Annotated in this window: 30 protein-coding genes and 1 pseudogene; 11 read left to right on the top strand and 20 right to left on the bottom strand. The window is 63.1% G+C overall.

Translation table 11 applies throughout. The annotated features are described in order from the left end of the window. Positions 1-212 precede the first annotated feature (212 nt). The 9 genes and pseudogenes from NKH59_RS00005 to NKH59_RS00045 form a co-directional block, all read right to left on the bottom strand. Positions 213-1,376 (bottom strand): acyltransferase family protein, encoded by a 1,164-nt coding sequence (locus tag NKH59_RS00005; RefSeq protein ID WP_352541143.1) that lies wholly within the window; start codon positions 1,374-1,376, stop codon positions 213-215. A 361-nt stretch (positions 1,377-1,737) separates the two neighbouring features. Further along, on the bottom strand, positions 1,738-2,331 hold the full coding sequence (locus NKH59_RS00010) for a hypothetical protein (protein ID WP_353020466.1): 594 nt from the start codon (positions 2,329-2,331) through the stop codon (positions 1,738-1,740). Positions 2,332-2,769: 438 nt separating this feature from the next. Continuing rightward, entirely contained in the window at positions 2,770-3,021 is a 252-nt protein-coding gene (locus tag NKH59_RS00015; protein WP_352770657.1) for a hypothetical protein, read from the bottom strand. A 36-nt stretch (positions 3,022-3,057) separates the two neighbouring features. Beyond that, the gene (locus NKH59_RS00020) at positions 3,058-4,149 is read right to left on the bottom strand and encodes a methyltransferase (RefSeq protein ID WP_352541145.1); all 1,092 of its coding nucleotides are present in this window, start codon (positions 4,147-4,149) and stop codon (positions 3,058-3,060) included. Positions 4,150-4,230: 81 nt separating this feature from the next. Beyond that, on the bottom strand, positions 4,231-4,986 hold the full coding sequence (locus NKH59_RS00025) for a phage terminase large subunit family protein (RefSeq protein WP_352541146.1): 756 nt from the start codon (positions 4,984-4,986) through the stop codon (positions 4,231-4,233). A gap of 186 nt (positions 4,987-5,172) precedes the next feature. Next, on the bottom strand, positions 5,173-5,649 hold the full coding sequence (locus NKH59_RS00030; protein ID WP_353020468.1) for a hypothetical protein: 477 nt from the start codon (positions 5,647-5,649) through the stop codon (positions 5,173-5,175). Between the two features lie 433 nt (positions 5,650-6,082). Continuing rightward, positions 6,083-6,712 (bottom strand): annotated as a pseudogene (locus tag NKH59_RS00035) (terminase large subunit domain-containing protein); the annotation flags it as partial. Beyond that, positions 6,678-7,082, bottom strand: coding sequence for a hypothetical protein (locus tag NKH59_RS00040; RefSeq protein WP_352541148.1), 405 nt, complete (start codon positions 7,080-7,082; stop codon positions 6,678-6,680). The gene NKH59_RS00040 and the pseudogene NKH59_RS00035, both read right to left, overlap by 35 nt. Before the next feature lie 3 nt (positions 7,083-7,085). After that, positions 7,086-7,490, bottom strand: coding sequence for a hypothetical protein (locus tag NKH59_RS00045; protein ID WP_352541149.1), 405 nt, complete (start codon positions 7,488-7,490; stop codon positions 7,086-7,088). 374 nt (positions 7,491-7,864) lie between these two features. On the opposite strand from NKH59_RS00045, the gene NKH59_RS00050 reads away from it, so the two are divergent. Together NKH59_RS00050 and NKH59_RS00055 are read left to right on the top strand one after the other, a co-directional pair. Next, entirely contained in the window at positions 7,865-8,692 is an 828-nt protein-coding gene (locus NKH59_RS00050) for a class I SAM-dependent methyltransferase (protein WP_352472084.1), read from the top strand. A 713-nt stretch (positions 8,693-9,405) separates the two neighbouring features. Continuing rightward, on the top strand, positions 9,406-9,711 hold the full coding sequence (locus tag NKH59_RS00055) for a hypothetical protein (RefSeq protein WP_352472199.1): 306 nt from the start codon (positions 9,406-9,408) through the stop codon (positions 9,709-9,711). A gap of 39 nt (positions 9,712-9,750) precedes the next feature. Here the strand turns inward: NKH59_RS00055 and NKH59_RS00060 are convergent, their stop codons facing one another. After that, complete coding sequence (locus NKH59_RS00060) at positions 9,751-10,182, bottom strand: DoxX family protein (protein WP_352541150.1); 432 nt, start codon at positions 10,180-10,182, stop codon at positions 9,751-9,753. Between the two features lie 152 nt (positions 10,183-10,334). Continuing rightward, positions 10,335-11,087 carry a tryptophan 2,3-dioxygenase family protein gene (locus NKH59_RS00065; protein ID WP_352541151.1) on the bottom strand — a complete coding sequence of 251 codons (753 nt, stop codon included), beginning with the start codon at positions 11,085-11,087 and terminating at the stop codon, positions 10,335-10,337. A gap of 156 nt (positions 11,088-11,243) precedes the next feature. On the opposite strand from NKH59_RS00065, the gene NKH59_RS00070 reads away from it, so the two are divergent. After that, entirely contained in the window at positions 11,244-11,720 is a 477-nt protein-coding gene (locus tag NKH59_RS00070) for an Lrp/AsnC family transcriptional regulator (protein WP_352541152.1), read from the top strand. A gap of 5 nt (positions 11,721-11,725) precedes the next feature. Here the strand turns inward: NKH59_RS00070 and NKH59_RS00075 are convergent, their stop codons facing one another. Continuing rightward, positions 11,726-12,199 (bottom strand): Lrp/AsnC family transcriptional regulator, encoded by a 474-nt coding sequence (locus NKH59_RS00075; RefSeq protein ID WP_352472087.1) that lies wholly within the window; start codon positions 12,197-12,199, stop codon positions 11,726-11,728. 112 nt (positions 12,200-12,311) lie between these two features. Here NKH59_RS00075 and NKH59_RS00080 point away from each other — a divergent pair, with 112 nt between their 5' ends. After that, positions 12,312-12,878: an RBBP9/YdeN family alpha/beta hydrolase gene (locus tag NKH59_RS00080; RefSeq protein ID WP_352541154.1), complete on the top strand. Its 567-nt coding sequence runs from the start codon at positions 12,312-12,314 to the stop codon at positions 12,876-12,878. A gap of 52 nt (positions 12,879-12,930) precedes the next feature. Here NKH59_RS00080 and NKH59_RS00085 read toward each other — a convergent pair whose 3' ends face one another. Further along, positions 12,931-13,890, bottom strand: coding sequence for a prohibitin family protein (locus NKH59_RS00085; protein WP_352465360.1), 960 nt, complete (start codon positions 13,888-13,890; stop codon positions 12,931-12,933). Between the two features lie 226 nt (positions 13,891-14,116). Between NKH59_RS00085 and NKH59_RS00090 the strand changes: the two genes are divergently transcribed. The 5 genes from NKH59_RS00090 (at position 14,117) to NKH59_RS00110 (ending at position 16,035) form a co-directional block, all read left to right on the top strand. Further along, positions 14,117-14,476 carry a hypothetical protein gene (locus NKH59_RS00090; RefSeq protein WP_352541155.1) on the top strand — a complete coding sequence of 120 codons (360 nt, stop codon included), beginning with the start codon at positions 14,117-14,119 and terminating at the stop codon, positions 14,474-14,476. Then, positions 14,473-14,781, top strand: coding sequence for a hypothetical protein (locus tag NKH59_RS00095; protein WP_352472092.1), 309 nt, complete (start codon positions 14,473-14,475; stop codon positions 14,779-14,781). Before NKH59_RS00090 ends, NKH59_RS00095 begins: the two co-directional genes overlap by 4 nt. 11 nt (positions 14,782-14,792) lie before the next feature. Beyond that, a complete protein-coding gene (locus NKH59_RS00100; RefSeq protein ID WP_023675702.1) occupies positions 14,793-14,975 on the top strand; it encodes a DUF3606 domain-containing protein in 183 nt (60 codons plus the stop codon). A gap of 224 nt (positions 14,976-15,199) precedes the next feature. Then, positions 15,200-15,382 carry a hypothetical protein gene (locus NKH59_RS00105; protein ID WP_352638122.1) on the top strand — a complete coding sequence of 61 codons (183 nt, stop codon included), beginning with the start codon at positions 15,200-15,202 and terminating at the stop codon, positions 15,380-15,382. A gap of 41 nt (positions 15,383-15,423) precedes the next feature. Next, on the top strand, positions 15,424-16,035 hold the full coding sequence (locus tag NKH59_RS00110) for a hypothetical protein (protein ID WP_352472095.1): 612 nt from the start codon (positions 15,424-15,426) through the stop codon (positions 16,033-16,035). 15 nt (positions 16,036-16,050) lie between these two features. On the opposite strand, the gene NKH59_RS00115 is transcribed toward NKH59_RS00110, so the two are convergent. After that, complete coding sequence (locus NKH59_RS00115; protein ID WP_023675699.1) at positions 16,051-16,956, bottom strand: S1C family serine protease; 906 nt, start codon at positions 16,954-16,956, stop codon at positions 16,051-16,053. Between the two features lie 248 nt (positions 16,957-17,204). Between NKH59_RS00115 and yghU the strand changes: the two genes are divergently transcribed. Further along, positions 17,205-18,092 carry a glutathione-dependent disulfide-bond oxidoreductase gene (gene yghU / locus NKH59_RS00120; protein ID WP_352453698.1) on the top strand — a complete coding sequence of 296 codons (888 nt, stop codon included), beginning with the start codon at positions 17,205-17,207 and terminating at the stop codon, positions 18,090-18,092. Between the two features lie 219 nt (positions 18,093-18,311). On the opposite strand, the gene NKH59_RS00125 is transcribed toward yghU, so the two are convergent. The 3 genes from NKH59_RS00125 to NKH59_RS00135 all read right to left on the bottom strand — a co-directional run bounded on the left by NKH59_RS00125 (position 18,312) and on the right by NKH59_RS00135 (position 21,033). Beyond that, positions 18,312-19,136 carry a hypothetical protein gene (locus NKH59_RS00125; protein ID WP_352490956.1) on the bottom strand — a complete coding sequence of 275 codons (825 nt, stop codon included), beginning with the start codon at positions 19,134-19,136 and terminating at the stop codon, positions 18,312-18,314. 325 nt (positions 19,137-19,461) lie between these two features. Continuing rightward, entirely contained in the window at positions 19,462-19,716 is a 255-nt protein-coding gene (locus NKH59_RS00130) for an exopolysaccharide production repressor protein (protein ID WP_352472098.1), read from the bottom strand. A gap of 195 nt (positions 19,717-19,911) precedes the next feature. Continuing rightward, positions 19,912-21,033: a KamA family radical SAM protein gene (locus NKH59_RS00135; protein WP_502904297.1), complete on the bottom strand. Its 1,122-nt coding sequence runs from the start codon at positions 21,031-21,033 to the stop codon at positions 19,912-19,914. A gap of 491 nt (positions 21,034-21,524) precedes the next feature. Between NKH59_RS00135 and NKH59_RS00140 the strand changes: the two genes are divergently transcribed. Then, on the top strand, positions 21,525-21,956 hold the full coding sequence (locus NKH59_RS00140; RefSeq protein ID WP_023675692.1) for an SAM-dependent methyltransferase: 432 nt from the start codon (positions 21,525-21,527) through the stop codon (positions 21,954-21,956). A 61-nt stretch (positions 21,957-22,017) separates the two neighbouring features. On the opposite strand, the gene NKH59_RS00145 is transcribed toward NKH59_RS00140, so the two are convergent. The 3 genes from NKH59_RS00145 to NKH59_RS00155 form a co-directional block, all read right to left on the bottom strand. After that, on the bottom strand, positions 22,018-23,640 hold the full coding sequence (locus NKH59_RS00145; RefSeq protein ID WP_352472101.1) for an ABC-F family ATP-binding cassette domain-containing protein: 1,623 nt from the start codon (positions 23,638-23,640) through the stop codon (positions 22,018-22,020). Positions 23,641-23,801: 161 nt separating this feature from the next. Next, entirely contained in the window at positions 23,802-24,353 is a 552-nt protein-coding gene (locus NKH59_RS00150) for an isochorismatase family protein (RefSeq protein WP_352541157.1), read from the bottom strand. A 363-nt stretch (positions 24,354-24,716) separates the two neighbouring features. Further along, entirely contained in the window at positions 24,717-25,088 is a 372-nt protein-coding gene (locus tag NKH59_RS00155; RefSeq protein ID WP_352472104.1) for a WD40 repeat domain-containing protein, read from the bottom strand. Between the last annotated feature and the right edge of the window lie 36 nt (positions 25,089-25,124).

Raw genomic sequence — 25,124 nt, forward strand, 5'->3', positions numbered from 1 at the left:
AGGCAGGAAATGGCAGTCGCTCCTTCGCTCAACTGCCTCTCCAAAGAATCCTTTCTCAGCCTAAACTCAACCCCAAAATCGCCATATGCGATTCCCCTGCACTTGAGGGGGAGATGTCCGATAGGACAGAGGGGGTCGTCTCGCGTGGATCGGCGACCCCCTCTGTCGCCTTCGGCGACATCTCCCCCTCAAGGGGGGAGATCGGCAGCGCCTTATTCCGCCGGCGTCGTCTCCAGCGCGGCTTTGCGCCCAAAGCGCTGCACCACGAAACGGCCCATCTTCTGGCCGGGCACTTCGATCAGCGTGTAGGTGATCCAGGACAGCAGGCACACCACCAGCAAGACGACGACAACAACGACCGCGAAGCGCAACGGCGCCGACAGCTCGTGGCCGAACTGGGTGATGACCAGAGCCGCCACCGGCTGGAGAACCAGCAGATGGATCAAATAGATGCTGAAGGAAAGCTCACCCATCAAATGAAAGAACCTGTTGGCGAGCGTCATGGCGATCTTTCTGGCCACGATGCCCATCGTTCCCGGCAGCATCCGGTAGAGAACCAGGGCAAAGAACCCCAGGACGAGCGCTTCCCGCATCAACAGCTTGCTCAGCCCATAGCCGCCGCCGAAGGGCAGCGCCGCCAGCAGCATGGCCAGTGCCAGATGCACGAAAGGCCGCTTCTGCCTTTGATGGACGACGCCCGCCAGCAGCATCCCGCACAGGAAAATCTGCATCTTCAACGGCAGGAACGACGGCATCGGAAAGTGGACCGACAATTGTCCCATCAAGAACACGATCGCGCTGCCGATCGCCGCGACCAGCATGGCCGCCCATAGCCAGTCAAGCCTGCGCACCAGCAGCATGATGGCCGGAAACAGTGCGTAGAACTGCATCTCCAGCCCGAGGCTCCAGTCGGGCAGCGGCGTGCGATAGGCGAAATTCGGCACCAGGCCGAACAGGAACAGCAGATGGGCGCCGATATTCTTGAGGCCGCTGTCGAGATAACGCTCGGGCGCCTGCGGCGACCGCAGCAGGAACTCGTCGATGACCATTCTCGACCCGTAGAGATAGGGGCCAAGCGCCAGGGCAACGAACAGCATGACGTAGAACAGCGGCGCTATCCTGAAATAGCGGCGGGTCCAGAATTTCAGCCAGGTTTCCGGCCTTTGCCAAGGCTCCCTGTCCTGGCGCAGCTGGTAGTGGAACACCATCAGGAAGCCGGACAGCATGATGAACAGATCGACGCCGAGGTCCGGTTCGCCGAGAATAGGAATCTGCCAGCCGGTCAACAACAAGCAGTGCCCGATGAGCACCCAGATCGCGGCAAGCGCCCGAAGCCCGTCCAGGCACTCGATGCGCGATGACCGGGCTTCTGTCATGCCGAACTCCTCGATAGCCATGTTGCAATGCAGCATGGCGGCTGAGGGAGGAATGTCAACCGTGCGGAAGGAACACGATTTGCGCTGGGCTGTTACGGAAAACGCGAAACACCTGAGGGCAATTGTAGAGGCATGCACTTGAACACCCGGGGCGCGAAGGATCGCGGCTTACGCGATCCCGGCAGGCAAGCTCCCGTCTATCTCATCTTCAACCTTGCATGCCGGCGCCAGTACCACCAAGCCAGCACCCGGTTGCGGAACACTCTTCTCATGGCGCCCATGTCACACCCCCAGCAGCACGCGGCGCTGGCCGGTCAGCTCACTGGGCGACAGATCGGTCTTCACCGTTCCTGCGGTGCCGTCATTGGCCGCAAGCTGGGCCCGCAAGGCGGCTTCGCGCGCCTGCACGTCCTTGTCGGCAATGGTCGGTGTCGGCGGCAACGGCTTCAGCGCCGGCGGCTTTTGAAAAAGGCACATAGTTTTCTCCAAAGTGAGAGGCTCTTGTCCAGTCGTAGAGCAGAAAATCCTCGCCGTTCCTGCCATAGCCCGGCAGGCGGCAGCGTTGCGTCGCGCCGAGCCGGCCTAGCCAGCGCAGCGCCAAATCATTGGCGGCCAAGGCGCGGGCCTCGACACGCCAGGCGCCGCGCGCGGCAACTTCAGGCCCGAGCACGGCATGAAAGAACTCCGTAATCCCAGGCACGCAGCGCCTCATGTGGCGCGTGTCCCAGCTCCAGGCGATCCATAAGCCGCCGCGCTGCTCGGCAGCGCCAAAGCCGGCCTCCGGATTGCCGTCGAGCTCGGCGACATAGGCAAACCCTTGCAGCGCCGTCAGCGCCAGCAGCGCAGGCGACCAGGCATCGAACTGGCAATCGATCTCGGCCCGGTCCTCGGGCCGGAGGTTGGCGGCGATGTAGGAGAGGTCGCGCAGGGTGGCGGGAATGATGCGGAGGGTCATGTTGGGTCACTTTCCGGCACGCTGCGAAGCGGAGAGCCCTAGAGAAACGAGGCGCCAAGCTAGATTGACTCTCTTTGCCGTCTGGATTTCCTTGGCCTGTGACTTGTGGATGTACCTATGGGAACAAGCGCATGACTTGTAGTAACTGCGCGCCGATCGAGGAGACCCGTACGATCTTTAGCACCGGTTGTCTCGCGGCGGCGATCACGATGGCCAAAGAGGCCATACGCGACGGTATTCTGCAGCAAGTACCGGGTGGTCCTATGTCGAGTGTCATCCCGCTTTCGGATCTCAACCCGGATGGACCATGGGACGATCTGCTTCGTTACCGCTTTCGCTGCACGACCTGCGCACAGGTTTTCTTGCTCTCCGCAGAGACCTATCATGGCAGCGGCGGCGAATGGGCTAAGGAGCCCGGCTAAGCTTTTCGGCGCTTCCTCACCGAAACGCCCCCAGCGGATCGGCCTGCCCGGCCTTCCGCCGCGCGGCCTTGAACATCGCCGGGTCGACCTGCGCCTCCCTCAGCATCATCACGCCGTAGCGGGTCGCGGCCATCAGATCGTGGCGCAGCTTCACCACTTGGCCGTCCCTGCGATGATAGAGACGGAACTCCTCGAACCAGGGCAAAAGCGTCGAAACCATCTTGAAGCGGCTTGATTGCATGCGGCCAAGCATCGGCCCGACCGCCACCGAACCGCCGGCGAACTGCGCGCGGGTGCCAAGCCTCTACTTGTAAGCCACTGCTGCGCTTGCAGGTCCCGCCAACGGAATAATCTCGCAGCGACTAAACCCTGCCTCTTTGCACCACTCGGTGAACTGGGCGCCGGTGAAGTCAAACGCCTCGCCAAATTCGATCAGCATGTTCAGCGACATCATGAGACCGAAGCCGTTTTGCCTGCGTTCGTCGTCGATGATGTTCTCGATGGCGACCAGCGCGCCACCGGTCGGCAATGCACGGTAGGCCTTGGCGATCAGCATTTTCTTGTTCTCGAGATTCCAGTCGTGAAGGATCATTCCCATCGTGATGATGTCCGCCTTGGGGAATTCGTCCGCGAAAAAGTCGATCGTCTCGGCGATGACCCGGCCGCCGAGATTGCGCTCCCTCAAGCGCCGTTCGGCGATCGGCTGCACATCGGCGAGATCGCACGTCCGGCATTGCATATGCGGATGCCGCGCCGCGACGATGGCCGAAAGCTGCCCGGTTGCGCCGCCTATATCGGCCAGCGTCTTATATTTGGAAAAGTCGAATTTCTCGGCAAACGCCGTGAAATTGCCCATGGAGATGCCGCTCATCGCGTCCATGAACTGCTCCAGGCGCGCCGGGTCCGCATAGAGCTCGCCGAACATCGACTTGCCTGTCTCCTTGATCTCGTTTTGAGGCTTTCCGGTTTGCAATGCCGGTGTGAGATCGCCCCAGAACCGATACAGTCGTGCGTTCGCCATCTCAAGGATTCCACCGATGTATTGGGGGCTCCGCTTGACCAGGAACAGCGCGGTCGATGGCGTATTGCCGTATTTGCCGGTTTCACCGGCGCCGTCCCTCTGCAGCAATCCGAGCGCGACGAGGGTGTCGAGAAAATCATACGTTGCGCGCGGATGCAGCCCCATCGCGCCTTGCAGTTCGAGGCCCGTTTTGGGGCCGTCCGCAAGCAGCGAGAAGAGTCCCAGTTCCACGGCGCTCAACAATGTCTTGGCTGGCCAGAACCCAAAGCCAATTTGCAGTATGTGGTCTGGAGAAATTCCGTCTTGCATCTGAGCCTCCCCTATCGGCGAACGCCCCCGTGAGGCCACGCCGATGCGTCCCTTGAGCGGGATCATTCGATGCTACACCACGTCCACGGACGTTCACTACAGTTTTCCAATCGGAGCCGGAGCGCATTGCCTCCCTCCCGATTTTCCTCACCGAAACGCCCCCAGCGGATCGGCCTGCCCGGCCTTGCGCCGCGCGGCCTTGAACACCGCCGGGTCGACCTGCGCCTCCCTCAGCATCATCACGCCGTAGCGGGTCGCCGCCATCAAATCGTCGCGCAGCTTCACCACCTGGCCGTCCCTGCGGTGATAGAGCCGGAACTCCTCGAACCACGGCAAAAGCGTCGCAAACACCTTGAAGCGGCCTGAATGCATGCGGTCGAGCATCTCCATCAGCCCGGCTTCGACCGAGACCGAACCGTCGGCGAACTGCGCATGGCTGGCGAGCATGTTCAGCCCGTGTGCGGAATATTGCTTCGCCAGTGCGGTGCCGGCACCTTCCAGCGTCTCGCGGCGGCCGTCGCGCGGCCATGCCCAAGGCAGCCATTCGCCCCATGGTTTCAAGGTCAGCGCCTGCATGGCGGGCGTCTGCTGCGAAGCCCGGCAGGCCTTTGTGACATAGACGACATCGGCCTCCGTATCCCAGGCGAGCTCGACCGCCGCCGAGGGATGGTCCCAGCCGAAATCGAGGGCCCCGAGCCGCGGCCAATAGCGCGGCAGCGGGAACGGCTCGCAGGCGATCAGCTCCTCGGCCACCGGAAAGATGCGGCCGGAGCCGAGCACCGGAATGCCCTTGGCCCGCGCCTCACGCTCATGCGCCGGATAGGCGGCAATGATCTCGGCGCGCTGCTGCGGCGTATAATGCCCCGCATCGTCGATGGTCATGAAGGTGACGTGGCGGGTCATTGTTTTTCACCCTCGCGGCATTGAATCGTGGTGGCGGGTGCGCGCTTCAACGCCCCGCCTCGCGGCTCCGTTTGCATCGCTCGGAACACCTGCCACGGAGCCGGTCGAAAAGTCGGGATCAGATCGCCCGACGTTTGATGCGCACGACTTTCGGCGCCTGTGCATCCATGAACATGTAGCACCGGCCTAGCAGCGCCTTTTGCCAAAATCATCGAATACGTTCTGCCCGAGCGGCGTGAACAACACCTCGTCGGTCGTCAGTCCGTCCTGGTGGCGAGCCTCGATCTCTGGCCAATGCGCCTTGGCAATGTCGGTCAGCACGACGTTGAAGGCAGGATGATTGTAACTGACCAACAAATTGCCATCGTCCATATCAGACGGTTTCATGTCCGGGTGGTAGTTGTAGATCTCGGCAAGCGTCTGGATGGCTGCCAAGGATGCAGCGCCATCGGAAAGACCAGCCTCCGTCAGCACACAGGTGCCGTTTTCAAGGATGGCAAAGTCACGCTCCTGGTTGAAGTAGTAGCCAAAGCGCTCTTCGATGCGATCGATGGGCTGCGAAAACGATGGCCGCCATTTCGGAACGGGAGGAAAGGTCGCTGACATCTCGGCTCTGCCCGCTGATGATACTGCAATTGAAGACAGGCCGCCGACGAACACCATCCGCCTATTCATAGTCGTGCCCAACGCAGTCAGTCTAGTTCCGGATCGTGACTTGGCAACCGCGATGATCTCGGCGCAGCGTGTAGTGTCCGGCATCGTCGATGGTCATGAAGGTGACGTGTTTCACCTTGTCCGCATTGAATCGTTTTGGCAGGCGCCGGACGCATGGTGTTGTTCGGCAAAGAAACTTTACGCGCTCGCTCAAAAGGCTTGGGTTCCTCGCCCCACGGAGTGGGGAGAGGTGGCTCGGCGAAGCCGAGACGGAGAGGGGGAATGGCGCCGACCTGTGCAGACAACAATCGAGGGAGCCAGCGTCTGGTGCTTGCCAAAGTCCCCTCTCCGGCCGCTGCGCGGCCACCTCTCCCCACTTTGTGGGGCGAGGAACCCAAGTCCTGCGATGTCACCTCCCCATCCCTCCCACCTGCTCCGCAGACAAAAACAGCAGCACCACATCCGACATGCCGAGCAGCGGCGTGAAGGTGACGATGGTGATGCCGCCGGTGGCGTTGGTGCGGGTCAGCCCTTCGGAATAGATGTCGAGCGGCGGTTCCTCGTCGAACCAGACGCCGTGCAGCGTTTCGCCCTGCCATTTCTCGCGACCCTTCTCGTAGCTCTTGAACGACAGCACCGATTCGTCGGCCTGGACATCGCCGCCGCCGCCCCAGCGCACCACGACGCTGTCGAGCGCGCCCGGCGCCCGTCCCGCCATCGTGCTGACGAGGGCGTCGGCCGGGATCATGCCGGTGCCCCAGGCCGCCTGCTGCTGCGGCGGGCCGATCAGGATGCGCTGCGGGTTGTCGCGCGTGCTTTCGCCGGTGACGCCGGCCGCCCATATTCGAACCGGACAATCGAAAATCTTGCCTTGCCACCAATCTGGATAGCGGCCGGTGAGGTGCATCGCCCATTCGGCGCCGCCGGCCCTGGTCTTGCCGAGCTGGTTGCCGGCCATGAACAGGCGCTCGCGATTGGTCGCGCCGGCGGCGTGGAACTCGGCCTGTCGGGGATAAGGCCGATAGGCGGCAAGCTGGTTAGTGCGGCGCCTGCGGTCCAGCTCCGCCAGCAGGCTGAGATATTCCGTCCTTGCCGCCCGGCTCTGCGAGGCCTTTTGCGAAGCCCGGCTTCTCGAGGAACGGCCTGAGGACGGCTTCGAGGCCGCGGATGCGCTGCCTGATTTCGTCATCGCTCAATGCATCCAGATTGTTGATGTTGACACTAATATCCTTGGGCAGCACCGACAGCACGAGCTTCAGGTACTGGTCGGGCTTTTCGGCGCGCACCTCGGCGATGACGCCGGCGCCATGGGCGCGAAAATCGGCGCGGATCGCTTCGAGAAAGCCGTCGGCCAGCGTCTTCTTCGGCCGCCTGGTTCGGCCGGGCTTGCCGGGTGCTTGATCGTGCGGCTGCGGATCGCCGGCGGAAGGAGCCTTGGCCATGCCCTACTCCGCCGTCCCGGCGGACATCGGCTTCTTGTTGCCTGGCCGCACGATGCGCTTGCGCGGCTTGGCCTTCTTGCCGGCCCGTGCCGACTTCGGCTTCCGCAGCTGGCTTGCCGGTTTCGCATCAGTCGTCGTGCCGGGCTTCATCGCACCGGCGTCGGGCAAGGCATTCAGCCTTGCCCTGAGAATTGCCACCGCGTTGCCGTCGAGTGCTCCCGACGGGAAGCCAAAGCCGCCGACCGCATCGACGGTACCGCCGCGCACCATGCCGATCCGCACGCCGGCGGCGACCTGCTCGAAGCGGCCATGGCGGGCATAGGGTGCGGCGCCGGCGAACTCGCCAATAGCGCTGACGACCTCTCGGCCGTCATCGTCGGTGATGATGGTGGCGTAACGGTTGGACATGGGGTGTTCTCTGAAATGGGCGCACGGGCGCGTTGGGAAATCTATGGACGATAGGTGGTTGCGGACCGGGATAGTCGGTCGCGTTCATTCGCGCCGACATACCTCGGCAGCACACGCAACATTCGGTCGAACAGGAGCCCGAAATGAAAAACCCGCCTCGACGGGCGGGTCGTTGGAGCCAATTGGCACCATACCCAAATTAGTAGCATAGCTGCCGGCACAAAGCAAGAACAAAATGTGGCGCGGTGGCAGAAAAATGCGCTGCCGACCTCGCATCCCCGTCGGTGAACGGATGGAAAGAGGGGCGAAAAAGGCGGGGCATTGCGTGAGACTTGCGTTGATGGGATGGTGGTTGCGCTTGAGGGGAACGCGTCATGGGCAATGTCACCAGTCACTACGGCAGCGAGGGCAGCGACGGCATCGTCGATCGCATATTGGCCGCGATCCCGGACGCCGACCCGGCCGGCAAACTCGCGGCCGCGCAACTCTATCCGTTCGATCAGTTCCATGGCCGCGAACTGACCGCCACGCAGGAGCATGCGGCCCGTCTTGCTCCTTCGCCGACAGATCGAATCCTGGATATCGGCAGCGGCATTGGCGGGCCGGCAAGGTTTCTGGCCTCGGCCTATGGCTGCGAGGTCGACGGCATCGACCTGACACCAGCCTTTGTCGCCGCGTCGAGCCGATTGACCGCACTCAGCGGACTGGCAGACAAAGTTCGCTTCCATCAGGCCGACGCAACGAAACTCCCTTTTGGCGACAGCACCTTCGATGCGGCGATCTGCTTCTATGTGGGCATGAACATCGAGAACAAAGCCGCGGTCATCGACGAGGCCTGGCGCGTGCTGAAACCGCGAGGCAGGCTGATCTGGACCGAAGCCGTGCTCGCCGGCGGCGAGCCCTACTATCCCATGCCCTGGGCGGTTTCTGCGGCGACCAGCCACCTCGCCGATCGGGAAAAATTGAAAACCCTGTTTGTCGATGCCGGATTTCGCATCGACGAAATCGTCGACGAAACCGGCGAACATGTTGAGCTGGCGCTGAAGAGAGCCAATTCCGGCATCGTGCCCTCGCCGGCGCAGCAGCAGGCAAATGAAGTCGTCATGGGCGCGGAATTCCTGCAGCGCCGCCGCAACTACATCCGAAGCCTGAGTGACGGAAAACTCGCGTCGCTCGCCGTGATCGTCTCCAAACCGGCCTGAAACAAAAAAACCGCCTCGGCGGGCGGGTCGTTGGGGCCAATTGGCACCATATCCAAATTAGTAGCATAGCTGCCGGCACAAAGCAAGAACAAAATGTGGCGCGGCGGCAGAAAAATGCGAATTCCGTTCAGCGCCTCGCCTTGTCCGCCTCCCGATTGACCTTCCAAGAAGACCGCTAGGCTGCATTCCTTCGCGGCCCCCTCTGTCCTGCCGGACATCTCCCCCACTTGGGGGGAAATCGGCTTTCGCGCCGGCTTTCGCCAATCTCCAACGTTGCAGGAAGAGCGCAGCGCCGAAACCGCCAATCTCCCCACTTGAGGGGGAGATGGCCGGCAGGCCAGAGGGGGGTACTGTCCCGAGCGCTGTCCCGCCGACTTCACAGCCGGCAACACAAGCAACGTTCGATCGAAAAGAAGCCTGAAAACAAAAACCCGCCTCGGCGGGCGGGTCGTTGGAGCCAATTGGCACCATACCCAAATTAGTAGCATAGCTGCCGGCACAAAGCAAGAACAAAATGTGGCGCGGCGACAAAAAACCGAATTTCTCTTCGGCGCCTCGCGTTGCCCGCCAGCCACTTTGTGGGCGCGAACGCAGCGTCGGCAATTGGCGCTTCCTCCATTTGCCGAGGCATCTCACCGGCCGACGAGCAGCCGCAGCCGCGGATCAGAACAGGCATTCGCGCGTTTGAACCCCAGCCAATGGGAGCAAAAGCCATGAACGTCGCCAATCTGCAACTCGAAGGCCTGCTGATGGCCATCGCATCGATCAATCAGGTCCTGGTCCGCAAGGGCGTGGTCTCCGTCGAGGAGATAGACATCGCCTTGCGCAAGGCCGAAGCCAGCGAGACCAACGAGGAAAGGTCCGAAGGCATGTCGGCGTCGAGCCGCGATGCCGTCAACTTCCCGATCCGGTTGCTGGAGTTGGCCAATCAATGTCAGCCGGAGACGGACATGCCGTCCTTCTCGAAACTGGCGCGCATGGTCGGTCAGATCAAGGAACCTTACAACGACCAGATGTGACGCGGCGACCGAGGATGACCGCCGCAGCAAGCTTTGGCATCACCCCCTGCCAAGCCTCAGCGCCAAGACGCGGCCCGGCCCGTGCACGGCGGCAAACAGCAGCCCGGCCAGGAAGGTGAAGTGATCGACGAAGAAGCCGAACTCCGCCTGGTTGCCGGCCCAGTGCGACGGCCCGTGGAAGGCAAAGCCGAGGAACAGCACATAGGCGGCGGCGACGAGTGCTGCCCATGAGAAGAAGGCGCCGGTCAGGAAGCATAGAACGAGGACGACCTCGAGCAGGGCTGCGCACCAGGCCAGGAACAGCGGGAACGGAAACCCGGCCGCCGCGATATAGCCGGCGGTGGCGCCGATATCGACGAATTTGAAGATCACGGCCATCAGGAAGACGGCGGCAAAGATCAGGCGGGCGATAAGGATTGCCGCGGTCTGCCACGGCGACTGAACGGATGATTGAGCGGTTTCCAAGGTCATGATGTCCTCCCAGAGTTGCGATGGTTGTGCCCCAAGGACGCACCACCAGCCGCAAGCCCGACATCATCCCCCGAAAAACCTGAGAGATACAAGCGCCGGCACCAAAGTGGCGCCTTCCCTTCTCCCCTTGTTGTGGGAGAAGAAAGGTTGCGCTACCCCAACTTGACCCCCGGCTTGCTGATCGGCTCCCGTACCGTTCCATATTGGCTGCCCCAGCGGTCGGTCATCGCCCAGCGTATGTCCCAGAGTTCCGGGAAGAAGCGGTGGCGGGCGCCGGCTTCCAGCAATTCGACCGGCCGGCCCTTCAGCGATTTCGCGCCGAGGCCGATCGTGCGGTGGATGAGATAGAGGTGGTTGGCACGGAATTTCTGGAACAGCTCGTCGAACTCGATCAGCGCTTCGGCAACGACATAGCTGTCGCCGTGATCGTAGCCGGTATCGTAGACATCCTCGACCGAAAGGCCGCGGTCGTCGAGGTACGACGCCTTGAAGGCCCGCCACAGATCGGGCGGCAGACGCAGCAGCTGCTTGAAACCCGGCGATTCCTGACCGCTGCCATTGCCGAGCTGCAGCCGGATCTGCTGGTATTCCTTGGGCGACATGGTTTCGAGCAGGTCGAGCTGCGCCGTCATCAGCCGTATCAGCCGGTGCACGCGCGCCATCAGCGTGACGATGCGATGCGTATCCTGCTTTTCCAGGAAATCGACGACATCGACCAGCGTATAGGCGATGAGCTTCATCCACAGCTCCTCGACCTGATGAACGATCTGGAACTGCAGCTCGTCGGCATTGACCATCTCGGCCAGCGGCTTCTGGCAGGCAAGCAGCCTGTCGCATTTGAGGTAGACGCCATAGTCGCGCATCTCAGGCGTTTCGATGCGGGCATAATAATCCTGCTTGTCCATGGCCATGCTCCCTGCCCCGGCCGTTGGGCCGCAGGCGCCTGTTGGATCCCGGTCCCTGAGTCTAATCGCTTTCTTGCCGAACATTGTCCCTTTCTGTTATTCGATTAGCGCAAAATGAAGGACAAACACTGCGTCTGAAGCGGATAGGAAGAACGAATGATGCTGGATGCGATCGACCGGAAGATCATAGCTGCGCTCGAACGCGAGGCCCGCATCTCCTTTGCCGCGCTCGCCGACGAGGTCGGCTTGAGCAAGACGCCGTGCTGGAAGCGGGTCAAGACGCTTGAGGACGCCGGCGTCATCCGCGGCTACTCGACCCTGATCGACCCAGCCAAGCTCGGCTTCGGCATCGAAGCCTTCATCCAGGTGTCGATCGATTTCGAACTGTCGGACGCCTTCGAGGCGGCGGTCAAAAAGCATCCGCTGATCCGCCGCTGCCACGCCACGACAGGCGAGGCCGATTATCTCCTGCAGATCGTCACCGTCGACATGATGGCGCTCGACAGGATGCTGCGCGAGGAGCTCAGCCGGCTGCCCGGCGTGCGGCGCACGATCACCTCGATGGCGATGCGCGAGATCAAGGGCGGCATCTCGTTCGCCAATGCCGTCGGGCATACGCAGACCAAGCGATAGACCGGTCAGGCCCTGGTCATCAATTCGCGTCCCAGCCGCTTCGGTTGCTCGGCGCGCAGAACCACATTTGTCGTCACCGTGCCGTACCGGCCGATGCTGTCGACGATGCTTTCAAGATCGGGCGGTGACGGGACCACGACCTTGACCAGAAAACAATCCTCGCCGGTCACCCGCAGCACCTCGACCACCTCCGGCAATTGGGCGAACTTCTTCAGGCAGGCCTGGATATGCTCATGCGTGGTGCGCAGGCGGATGACCGCCATGGTGCCGAGCCCGAGCGCTGCCGAATTGATCACCGCCTTGTAACCGGTGATGACGCCGCGCTCCTCCAGCCGCTTCACCCGTTCCGAGGTGGCGGGCTGGGACAGTCCGACGCGGCGGCCAAGCTCGGAGATGCCGATGCGGCCATCCTCCTGCATGATCTCAATGATCGCCAGATCGGTGGGATCGAGCCTTGGCCGATAATCGCCGTTCCGCATGATCGCCCTTTAATCCATCGGATTTCGTCGCTGCTTTCCGATGATCTCTCATTCCGCCACCTGGGAGAAGACCTAGAATTGCACGCGCTGCATCAGGAAAGAAGGGCTTCGCATGACCGACTTCATCATTGTGCCGGGCATCGGCGGATCGGGCGAAGCCCACTGGCAGACACGTTGGCAGCAGGCAAACCCGGCGATGCGGCGGTTCAACCCGGCGAGTTGGGACGCGCCGGACGTCGACGACTGGGTGGCCGCGCTGGAAACCGCTGTATGCCAGGCAAGGACACCGCCGGTGCTCGTCGCCCATAGCCTCGGCTGTCTGCTCGTCGTACACTGGCAGCGGATCTCCCCCCGCTCTATCGGCGGTGCGTTGCTGGTCGCGGTTCCGGACCCTGCGTCGCCGGCCTTCCCCTCCTCCGCCCGGGCCTTCGCCGACGCACCGCAACAACGGCTTCGCTTTCCGTCGCTGATTGTCGCCAGCACCAACGATCCCTACGGCTCGCTGGACTATGCCAGGGCGAAATCCGAGCGATGGGGCAGCGATCTCCATATCGCCGGACCGCTTGGCCACATCAATGGCGACAGCGGGCTCGGCGACTGGCCGGCGGGAATGGAGCTGCTGACAGCTTTTCTAAGTCAAACGCAGGCAATCGCCCGAGGCGCCGTGCTTCAGCCGTAACCGCACCAGGACGGCTATCGCGCCGGCGCCCTGATCTGGCTTGCGCCGCGCCTCAGTTCGATGCTGCGGCAGGCGTGCTGAGTTCGAGGAACGGTACGGTCGAGCCCGGGATCATCGACTTCGGCAATTCGCCGTTCCACCTCTCCGCCTTGGTCAGTTCGACCAGCAGCGGATTGTTGGCGATTGCGGCGGCGCGAGCCTTGATGGCGCCCGCGGTCGCATCGCCTTCGACCCTGGTCTTGTAGGCGCTGGCCTCGGCTTCGGCCTTGACGCTGTCGGCGCGGCCCTTGGCCTGGGTGACGGCGATATCGGCCTTGATCTTTTCCTGCTGCAGGTTCTGTTCCTGCTTCTGCACCTCGACCTGCGCCGTCATCCTGGCTTCGACCGCCTGCTCGTAGGCATCGGAGAAGTCGATGTTCTCGACCTGCACGCTGTCGATCATCACCGGCCCGTCGGTTACCGCCGCGATGGCCTCGGCGACGTCCTTGTTGAACTTCGCCCGGTTCTGGATAACCGACACCGCGTCGTACTGGCCGAACACCGTCTTGATCTCCTGCGGTGCCTTCCTGGCAATGACACGGTCGGCCAGTGCCTCGATCGATCCATAATTGGTGTAGACGTTGCTGACTTCGGCGGCCGGCACGTGGAAATTGACGGTGACGCGCATGTCGGCCGGCTGCTGGTCGCGCGAATAGGCCTGCATGGCCGGCAGGCCGCTGCAATCGTTCTGGTTCTCGCAGCCCCATTTGAGCACCTGCTGGCGCAGGCTGATCTTCTCGACACGCTGTAACCACGGCAGCTTGAAATGCAGTCCGGGATCAACGACCGAACTCAGCGCTCCGTTGGTCAAAAGCACGCCGCGGTCGCCCTGATCGATCGTGTACCAGGATCCAAACAGCGCAAAGACGCCGAGCGCCACGATGACGAGTGCGATCAGGCCGGAACCGATCGACCCCGATGCCATCCCCGGCTTGCCCTGCGGACGGCTTGAATTGCCTTGCGTTTCGGTCATCACCCCACCCCAACCTGATTGCCCGTGCTGCTTTTGCCCACAATAGTGGCGGCATTGCAATCCTCTGGATATGGAAAGACCTTCGAGGCAGCCGGCCGGACCGGCGGGTGGTTCAGGGTGGCCAGCCGATTTCCCCTGCAGCCGCGGCTGCGGGCTGGGACGCGTTGCCTGGCGTCTGCTTCTGCCGTCCGGCATCGGTTCTGCGCTTCGGGCAATCCTCGTAGTCGTGGTCGCAGATTGCGAAGGCTTGCGCACCGGCAAGGTCGATTTCGCCACGGAACCGCTGCCGCCGCATGAAAGTTATCTGCTCATTGCAACGGGAGCACAGGACATGGCCGACGACCCGAACCGCTACGAGACCGGAGCGAGGAAATATCCGGCAAAGACGAGCCGCGACGCGGCCGACGAATTTTCGCAGGATGCGGCCGGCAACAAGCCACCTCCCGGCGGCATGGGATTGACCAGGCCGGCTGACGATTTCGATGACAGGACCCTGCATTCGGAGGGCCAGAACCCGCCGCGCGCAGCGATCCGGCCAGACGGCAAGGCCACCGCCAAGAAGCCCGGCAAGGACACAAGACGATGAACGTCGCCAATCTCCAGCTCGAAGGATTGATGATGGCGATCGCGGCCGTCAACAACGCGCTGGTCCACAAGGGCCTGCTGTCGGTCGACGAGGTCGACATGGCGTTGCGCCGGGCCGAGGCGGCGATGACCAGCGAGGAGCGTCTCTATGAAGACATGTCGCCATCCAACCGCGACGCCGTCTGCTTTCCGCTCAGGCTGCTGCAGGCGGCCAACAATGCCCAGGGTGAAACCGGCGTACCGTCCTTTGCCGAACTGGCCAGGATGGTCGGCCGGACCAAGGAGCCCTATAACGACCAGATGTGATGGAGGACGCCATGGCCGACGACAAATCCAAGACCAAGCAGGATCGCAAACTGGTCTCAGGCGAAGAGCCTTACGAGGTCGCTGCCTTTGCCCGCAAATACGGCATACCGCAAAGCGAGGCCGCGACCATCATCAAGCGTTACGGCCCCTCGAGGAGGAAGCTCGACGCGCATATGGCGAGCCGCAACGCCTGATCCAATTCTAGCGGTGGCCGCCGTTCACGCCGGAAGCGTCCCTGCCCTGCCGCCTTGTCGAGAGTATCGGCACCGTCAGCCGTGACCTGTCGGGTTCGCCCCTGTGGGGATTCAACGCCTGGTTTTGACAGCCGCGGAATACTCTCGCGGCGCAACAACTCATTTACCTCGACGCTGTACCAGTCCGATGAGCAAAGCCGGGGGGTCGGATGCAGGAACAATTATTGCGCTACGAATGTGTCATGGAGCCGAACGGCCGATGGATGGTGTGGGACATCGTTCACGATCTGCCGGCGCAATTTTCGCAAATCGCGCTGATCGGCCTGAGCCGTCGTGAAGCGGTTTCGCTCTGCCGGCTGCTCAACGAGACGAGCCGTTCCGAGACGCGGCAGAGCCGGGCCTCCTGAGAAGCATGCTCTCAGGCCTGCCCAAGCGCGAGGGGATCTACATGCGATCGACAATATTCGGTCTGGTCCTGCTGCTGCCGGCCGCCGCCCTGGCAGAACCGATCGAGACGCAGAAGATCATCACGGCGGCGACCGGCGACTGGAACAGCGACGGCGCCGCCGATCTGGCGATGATCGTGGAGACCGAGCCCGGCCATCCCATGGACATGTATTTTTTCCTCAAGGATCGCGATGGCGATTTTCTAAAACCTGCCGGGGTCGTGCATGAACAGATTTACGGCGAATGGAAGGATTATGACCGGCCGGGCCCCGCCACATCCGACACCGAGCCCGAACTCACCGCGCTCCCCAACGGTTCGATCAAGCTCTATGTTCCGGCGATGGAGATCGGCAGCGAGCGGACCAATAAGACGCTGACGCTCGCCTGGCGCAACGGCACGTTCGTCGTCGCCGGTTTTGCCTACGACTATTGGGATTACATGGACGACAATGTTGCCGGCGACTGCGACTACAATGTGCTGACCGGCAAGGGCAAAAGCAGCAAGAAGCTGGCGGACGGCAGCACCAGGCAAGCGACCGTATCGGTCGAAGGCAAGGTCATCCCATTTGCGGAATGGACCCCGGGCACTGGCTTCAGCGCTTGCGGAGAGTGAGAGGTTTCGGTTGCCTCACTGCAGCGGCGGCTTCCACAGCAGGCTGTTGCGATCGGCGGACTTGACGCGCAGCCAGGTTTCGCGGCCATCGCGCAGCACCCGGAGCGGGATCTCGGCACCCGCCGGGCCGCTCTTCCAAAGCTTGCGATAAAAATCGGCAAGCCCATCGACCGCCGTGTCGCGGACATCCGAGATGACATCGCCTTGGCGAAGGCCCGCCTGGGCGGCTGGACCGCCCTCGGCGACGCTCATCACCACGACCTTGCCGTCGCTCTCGGCCGAGAAGGCGCCGAGCCACGGCCGCGGCGGCCTGGCGACCTGCCCGCGCGTCAGCAGATCGTCGAGGATGGGCGGCAGAAGATCGATCGGCACCACCATGTTGATGTCGGCGACCTCGCCGTTGCGGCTCATCTGCAGGCGCAGTGAACCGATGCCGAGCAGCCTGCCATCCGCGCCGATGAGGCCGGCGCCGCCCCATGAGGGGTGAGCCGGCGCCGTGAAGATCGCCTCGTCGAGCAGATATTCCCAATAGCCGGCGAATTCCTGCTTGGTGACGATCCGCGCCCGCACGGAGCGGCCGACGCCGTCGGCGAGCACGACGGGATCGCCGATCTTGGCCCTGGACGCATCGCCGAGCGCAATGGCGGGCAGCCCGAGCGGCGCCAGCGCCTGCACCAGGCCGAAGCCCGACTCCTGGTCGTAGGCGAGCGCATGGGCGGGAACCACGCGCCCGTCCTGGTCGGCCAGCCAGACCTCCTCGGCCTCCGTGATGAGATAGCCGATGGTGAGTACCAGCCCGTCGCCGCGGATGACCACGCCACTGCCCTCGCGGCGGGTGCCAAGTGTATTTGCCGTGAAGGCGTCCTCTGGCACGGTGGCGCGGACGGCCACGATGGATCGCAAAAGGGGTTCGATATTCATGCTTTGGTTCCTGGCAATGTTCGCAGCTGATATGGGCTATAGGTATGGCGCAGGTGATCAGGCGCAAGAGGTGGCGCCGGCTTTGGCGTGGACCGGCGCCGCGCCGTTCGCGCCGGGGTTTTGCAACAGCGCCGGCAGCCCTATCTGTACCTACGGCTATCCCAAGCTGCCCTATGCAAAGTTCCTCCGCCATTGCCCACGTTGATATCTGATATCCTCCCAACCCAACCCTTCCAAAGGCCTCCCAAATGAACGACTACGCAACGGACCAATACACGCCGCCAAAAGTCTGGACCTGGAACAAGGCAAATGGCGGCGCTTTCGCCAGCATCAACCGGCCGATCGCCGGCCCGACGCACGACAAGAAACTGCCGGTCGGCAAGCATCCGCTGCAGCTTTATTCGCTGGCGACACCGAACGGCGTCAAGGTGACGATCATGCTGGAGGAACTTCTGGCGCTCGGCCACAGCGGCGCCGAATACGACGCCTGGCTTATCAGGATCAACGACGGCGACCAGTTCGGCAGCGGCTTCGTCGAGGTCAACCCCAACTCGAAGATCCCGGCCATGATGGATCGCAGTGGGAAAAAGCCGGTCCGCATCTTCGAATCCGGCTCGATCCTGCTCTACCTCGCCGAAAAATTCGGCGAATTCCTGCCGACGGAGCAGCCGGCTCGCGCCGAGACGCTGTCATGGCTGTTCTGGCAGATGGGCTCGGCGCCCTATCTCGGTGGCGGCTTCGGCCATTTCTACGCCTATGCGCCGACGAAGATCGAATATGCCATCGACCGCTTCGCCATGGAAACCAAGCGGCAGATGGACGTGCTCGACCGACGCCTCGCCGAAAGCGAGTATTTAGGCGGCAGCGACTATACGATTGCCGACATTGCGGTGTGGCCCTGGTATGGCGGGCTGGCCAAGGGCCGTATGTATGACGATTCCGGCGAGTTCCTGCAGGTGGAGCAGTACAAGAACGTGCAGCGCTGGGCCGACGCCATCGACGCGCGGCCGGCGGTCAAGCGCGGCCGCATGGTCAACCGCACCTTCGGCGAGCCTTCGATGCAACTGCACGAGCGCCATGACGCCAGCGATTTCGAGACCAAGACGCAAGACAAGCTCGCGGCGGCCAAAAGCTAAGCGGACGACTGAAACTGCTGATCTCCCCCCACAATGGGCAGGGCTATTGCAGATGGAAAGCCGAGGCTTTCGCTCTACGATGGACCCCCACCCCTAACCCCTCCCCACAAGGGGGAGGGAGACTTCCGTTGGCGCTGACCTCGGCAAATTGCCTGCCTTTCGGCGCCAAAAGGGGAAGTAAGGGCGCGCGGCAGCATTCCCTCCCCCTTGTGGGGAGGGTTAGGGTGGGGGTCCATCTTCGTAAGAATCCAAATGCGATTGCCCTGCCACAAGGGGGGAGATCGGCAGCTTCGGCCGACTGCTCAAGCTCGCCTTCACCGCCGCCATCCACAGCCGGTCGATGTTGGCCAGGAATTTCTCGTCGAGCTTTTCGAGGTGCTTCCAGTACATGCCGTCCTCGAAGAAATAGCCGAGTTCCTTCTCGATCCTGTCGGCCTCCTCCGCCTGATCGAGCCGCAGGCCGGCAAGCATCTCGGCCTTCATTTCCGAAAGCCGCGAGGAAGAAAGCGCGCCGACTTCATCGAGCGTCAGCCGCGGGAAGACCAGCCGGCTGCGCGGCAGGTCGGATAGGTTGACGCACAGGCAGCCGCGCCGAAGCGCATGGATGAGCAGGCGGGCCGACTTCGCCTCGAGGTTGCGCAGGGTGACGTCGTTGCGCAGCGGATCGGCGCGGCCGACGCCGTAAAAATGCGTGTTGCCGGGCTGGTCGTAAATCATGTCGCAGCCAAGGAATGCCAGCACGTCCGGCTTCTGACTGTGGATCGTCCAGTAGGCCGCCGTCATCGACATGGTGCCCCCGGCATAGACGAAGCCGCCAAAGCTGTTTTGCGCCGGCACGTAATGCGAGGCGCTGAAGATCTGCGCCTGCTGCAGGGGACCGCCTTGCGGCATCCGCTCCGCCGGGAAATCGCCGGCATGGACGAGGAAATCCCAGTCGGGCCGCACGCGCCAGGCGTTGTTGATGGCGACGATCTTGCCGAAGGCCTGCTTGGGCCAGGCGGCGCAGCGCACCACATCGGGGGCGCTGCCGATCAGTAAGATCACGTTTGGCGTTCCGTCGATCACCACAACCCTCTCGACCGGCCGAAATGCATCCCGATGCCGCCCGGTTGAACGGCTTTATAGCCTCAACCGCCCATCGAAAACACCAGCCGGATTTAGGCTGCATCAACGAAAGGGAGCTTGCCAGCCGGTTGTAAAATGTGGCCTTAGGCACAGTCGTACAAGCAGCAGGCAGGTTTTCCCGCTAGCCCAAAAACGACGATATGAGTTGGGCGATATATATTAGTTGGCTAAACTAGCGGAACGTCCAACGCACATTCCCAGAACCGAACATGTCCTGTCTAGACCATGATATCTATATGGGACATTACTGCATAAGCTGAATGCGACCTCGACGGTTCGGCGGCACAGCCCTCAGACGCCGCGGCTTTGCCGCCGCGCCTTTCGCCCCGGATCCGTAGATCAACCGGACGACGAACAGGAAATATCCAACCTGCATGACGATCAAGGTCAAGATCGTCCAGGCCAGCGTCTTCCAGATTGAACCCGTCGCAAAGTAAGTCGAGATCGCCACGATGGACGATGTGGTGGTCAGCCCCACCAGGAACTGTGGAAAGTTCATGACTTTTCTGCGCCGCCCCGAAACTCGCAACAGCCGGGACGAACTCCCCTAACCCATTACCCCAGGCCAACGTTTTCACTATTTTAGCAATTGCGCAAGCACCAAATAGAACAGCAGTTAACGCATGCTTCCGTGATCAAGGGCTGCATGTCAGGTCACCAAGGTGGGCTGGCTTGGACAGCGGCTGCGCGTCCCCTACTCCCCAGCAACCTCCCTATACGCCCTCACCGCCCCATCAAGCCCACGTATTCGCCACGTCTCCCCTTCGCGCGCCTCGAGATAGGACGGGCCGAGCGGGACTTTCCCTCCGCCGTCCGGCAGATCCAGCACGTAGACGGGATTGCAGATGCCCGACAGGCGCGCACGCAAGGCGCTGACCAGCGCCTGGCCCTCGGCGATCGTGGTGCGCCGGTGCGCCATGCCGCGCACGAGATCGCCGTGGTGCAGGTAATAGGGTTTGATGCCAAGGCGATACATCAGCTCGCGGCACAGCTCTTCCAGCACCTCGACCGTATCGTTCACGCCTTTCAGCAGAACGCTCTGGTTCAGCAGCACGAAGCCGCCCTGCCGCAACGTGCGGCAGGCCCGCTCGGTCGCCTCCGTGATTTCGCGTGGATGGTTGAAATGGGTGACGACAGTGACCATCAGCCGGCCCTGCAAGGCTTGAATCAACCCGCCGGTGACGCGCGACGGCAGCGCGACGGGTACGCGCGTGTGGATGCGCAACAGCCGCACATGCTGGATCGCCTCGACACGGGCGCGGATTTCCGCCAGCGCCCTGTCCGGCAGCGACAGCGGGTCGCCGCCGGTCAGGATCACCTCGCGGATTTCCGGATGGGCCGCGATATAGGCGAAGGCCGGCTCCAGCGCCTCGCGCGAAAAACCCCGGCCGATCGAGGTCAACTGCTCCTTGCGAAAGCAGAACCGGCAATAGACCGCGCATTGATAGGTCGGGAACAACAGAACCCGGTCGGCATGTCGATGCGTCAATCTAGGCACGGGACTGAAGGCGTGGTCGGCGATCGGATCGTCGAGTTCGCCCTCCTGCTCTGCCAGTTCGTCGGGCGACGGGATGACCTGAAGCCGTATCGGATCGGCGGGGTCGTTCCAGTCGATCAGGTCGAGATAGGCCTTGGGAATGCGAACCTTGTGGCGCGTGGCCGCGGCTTTGGCCGCCGCCCGCTCGGCTGGCGACAGCGGCAGCGAATCCAGATCGCCTACCTGCCGCACGCCCTCGCGAACATCGTCGCGCCATGCGGCATCCGCCTCGCGAGCGCGCCGGTCATCGGCTGCCACGCCGGCCGCATCGACCGCCATGCTGGCGTCGGGGATGTCGGGATGTGAGGTCATCGCAGGCTCCTTGAATTTCGGGCCGGGGTACAGCATTGGAGCCAGGACTTGAAGGCAATAAGCGGTGTTTGGCCGGATTGGAGGGCGCGGCAGGAAGCCACAACCGGCCATGATCAGAACAATCGTCCAACATCGCTGACGCAAAACATTAGCTTGCTCTTATATTAGCTTGAGCGTATACACATAAACGGCCGGTGATCTACCCCCCAACCGGTTAGGCTCGGCGCCAGTTCCCTCCCTACCCCTCAGGTCAACGACGCCGGGCCGCTCGGGCCCGCCCGGTCGCCCGCGGTCGAGACCGGATCGTCGACCTCTTCGATGTCGATCATGCCCCCTGCTCAAGCAGCACCCAGCTGAACATGCCAGCTGAACACATCGGCGATGCCCGCGTCTCTCGGCCTTCCCGTCGCCGGCCGCGGTCGCTAATCTCGGATTGTGAAAAAGCTGGAGAACAGCGTATGGCGAACGACTTGTCGCCAAGGCTTTTGGAGATCGTCAATGCGCTGCCTTTGCGGCAGGGCATGCGAGTGCTGGAGATTGGCTGCGGACCGGGTGCTGCAGCGCGCGAGATCGCGCGCCGGATCGGCGGCGGGCACGTGCTGGCGATCGACCGCTCGGCCAAGGCCATCGCGCAGGCCGGGGCCGCCTCGCGCGCCGAGATTGCGGCAGGCCGGCTGAGCCTTCGCCAGATCGCCATCGAGGACTTCGAGTTGGAGGCCGATGAGAAGCACTTCGACATTGCCGTTGCCGTGCGCGTCGGCGCGTTGGACGGGCGTCATCCCGAAGCAGGAAAAATTGCCCTGCGACGGCTCAAGGCGGCGTTGACCGCGCAAGGCCGGCTGTTCATCGACGGCGGCGATCCGCTGCGCGAAATTGCGATACATGGCTGAGCACCTCGTGCTTGGCCCCCGGAATCGAGCGTCTACGTGACCGTGCGCGGCAGAGCCGGCCTCAGCTCCGCAACCCCGGCGCCTCCTGCCCGGTGCGCTCGACATATTCGGTATAGCCGCCGCCATAGGTGTGGATGCCCTCGGGCGTCAGTTCCAGCACCCGGTTCGACAGCGCCGCCAGGAAATGGCGGTCGTGCGAGACGAACAGCATGGTTCCCTCGTACTGCGACAGTGCCGTGATCAGCATCTCCTTGGTGGCGATGTCGAGGTGGTTGGTCGGCTCGTCCAGCACCAGCAAATTGGGCGGATCGAACAGCATCAGCGCCATCACCAGCCGCGCCTTCTCGCCGCCCGACAGCACGCGGCATTTCTTCTCGATCTCGTCGCCGGAAAAGCCGAAGCAGCCGGCCAGCGCCCTGAGCGGCGCCTGGCCGGCCTGCGGAAACGCATCTTCCAGCGTCTGGAACACGGTGCGCTCGCCCTCCAGCACTTCCATGGCGTGCTGGGCGAAATAGCCCATCTTGACGCTGGGCCCGCGCGCCACCGTGCCATTGTCCGGCTCGGAAGCGCCAGCGACCAGCTTCAGCAGCGTCGACTTGCCGGCGCCGTTGACGCCCATGATGCACCAGCGCTCGCGGCGGCGCACCTGAAAATCCAATCCCTCGTAGATCGAGCGGCTGCCATAGCCCTTGTGCACGTTCTTCAGCGTCACCACGTCCTCGCCGCAGCGCGGCGCCGGCTGGAAGTCGAACGATACCTTCTGGCGGCGCTTGGGCGGCTCGACCCGGTCGATCTTGTCCAGCTTCTTCACCCGGCTCTGTACCTGGGCGGCATGCGAGGCACGCGCCTTGAAGCGCTCGATGAAGGCGATCTCCTTGGCCAGCATCGCCTGCTGGCGCTCGAACTGCGCCTGCTGCTGCCTGTCGGCAATCGCCCGCTGCTGCTGGTAGAATTCGTAGTTGCCGGAGTAAGCGGTCAGCGAACCGCCGTCGATCTCGACCACCTTGTTGACGATGCGGTTCATGAACTCGCGGTCGTGCGAGGTCATCAGCAGCGCGCCGTCATAGTTCTTCAGGAACTGCTCCAGCCAGATCAGGCTTTCCAGGTCGAGATGGTTGCTCGGCTCGTCGAGCAGCATGGCGTCGGGCCGCATCAAAAGGATCCTGGCCAGTGCCACGCGCATTTTCCAGCCGCCGGACAGCTTGCCGACGTCGCCGTCCATCATCTCCTGGCTGAAGCCGAGGCCGTCCAGCACCTCGCGCGCCCGGCCATCCAGCGCGTAGCCGTCGAGCTCCTCGAAGCGGTGCTGCGCCTCGCCGTAGCGGGCGATGATCTCGTCCATCTGGTCGGCCTGGTCAGGGTCGCCCATGGCGTGCTCGAGCTCGCGCATCTCGGCCGCCACTTCGCTGACCGGTCCGGCGCCGTCCATCACTTCGGCCACCGCACTGCGGCCTTCCATGTCGCCGACATCCTGGCTGAAATAGCCGATGGTGACGCCGCGATCGACCGAGACCTGGCCTTCGTCGGGCTGCTCCTCGCCGTTGATCATGCGAAACAGCGTCGTCTTGCCGGCGCCGTTAGGCCCGACCAGCCCGACCTTCTCGCCCTTCTGCAACGCGGCGGAGGCTTCGATGAAGACGATCTGCCTGCCGTTCTGCTTGCTGATGCTTTCGAGACGAATCATGGTTTTCCGGGGAAGGCCAAAGGAGAGTTCCTGCGCCAATACGCGATAGACCGCGCCGGCGGAAGCCCGCAGTAGTGAGGCGCCCCGCGCCAAATTGTCTGAACCCGCCAGTCGCTTCCCGGCTGGATCAGGCTTTGACGGCGTAGGGATGAGCCGGCGGATCAGCTATCGGTCAGGGCTTTTGTCGTCGCCAGCTTGACCCCGGCGGCGGCAAATGCCGCATTGTGCCGGGCGATGATCTCCGCGGCGGTCTCGCTGGCCGCGTCGAGCGTGCTGTGGGCGTCGGAAACCACGGTGACGCCCAGGCCCGCTGCAAAGGCGCCCTTCACCGTGGCCGCCACGCAGAAATCGGTCTGCGCGCCGATCAGAACGACCTCGCCGGCGCCCTGGCCGGCCACCCATTCTGCAAGGGCGGCATTGCTGAACGCATCGCCGACACACTTGGCGAAAGTCGGCTCGTCCGCGGCCTGGCCGAGCGCCGGCCACACCGGCCAGCCCGGCTCACCCGGCGCCAGAGGATCGCCCTGTGGCCCGTCATGCCTGATGAAGGCGACTTTGCGCCCGCTGCGCCGTGCCCATTCGATCAGCGCGCGGGTGCGGGCAACGATGCCGTCGGCATCATGGATCGGCGGTTCGGCAACACCGTCGAACATGCCGGTCTGAAGGTCAATCACGATGAGCGGCGCAGCGGCCGCGGGGCTGGTCTCTGACATGGACGCGAACATAGCGTTGATGGTAGGCGGGTCAAGTATACGCGCCGAAGCCGACGCTGGAGCTGCTGATCTCCCCCTCGTGGGGCAGGGCTATCGCAGGTGGAAAGCCGAGGCTTTCGCTCTACGATGGACCCCCACCCCTAACCCCTCCCCACAAGGGGGAGGGAGACTTCCGTTGGCACTGACCTCGGCAAATTGCCTGCCTTTCGGCGCCAAAGGGGAAGTAAGGGCGCGCGGCAGCATTCCTTCCCCCTTGTGGGGAGGGTTAGGGTGGGGGTCCATCTTCGCAAGAATCCAAATGCGATTGCCCAGCGCAACAGTGGGGGTGTCCAAGCCCCGGCGACGAAATTGGATATCCCGCAATCAATCCGGCGCCCCGGCGAAAAGCACCATCCTATCGGCGCCGCCAGCCGGCCAGTCCCTGATGCTGCGGTCGTAGCCGCCGGTCAGCACCGTGCCGCCCGCGGCAAAGGCAACCGCATAGATCGGGCCGGACTGGCTGTCGAACATGGCGAGCTGGTTGCCGGTCTCCATGTCCCACAGCCGCGCCGTGCCGTCGAGCGAGCCTGAGAGCAGCCGCTCGCCGTCGGCTGAGAGCGCCAGGGCGTACACGGTGCCTTCATGGCCGTCGAAACGGCGGACCTCGCGGCCGCTGTCCAGATCCCACAGCTTGATCGTGTAATCGCCGCTGCCGGTGATGACATGGTGCCCGTCGGCGCCAGCAGCCGCAGGCATCGCCGCGTTTGCCGGCAGGCCGGTCGCGCGCTAGAT

This window comes from Mesorhizobium sp. M0998 (assembly GCF_040318885.1).
Taxonomy (GTDB): Bacteria; Pseudomonadota; Alphaproteobacteria; order Rhizobiales; family Rhizobiaceae; genus Mesorhizobium.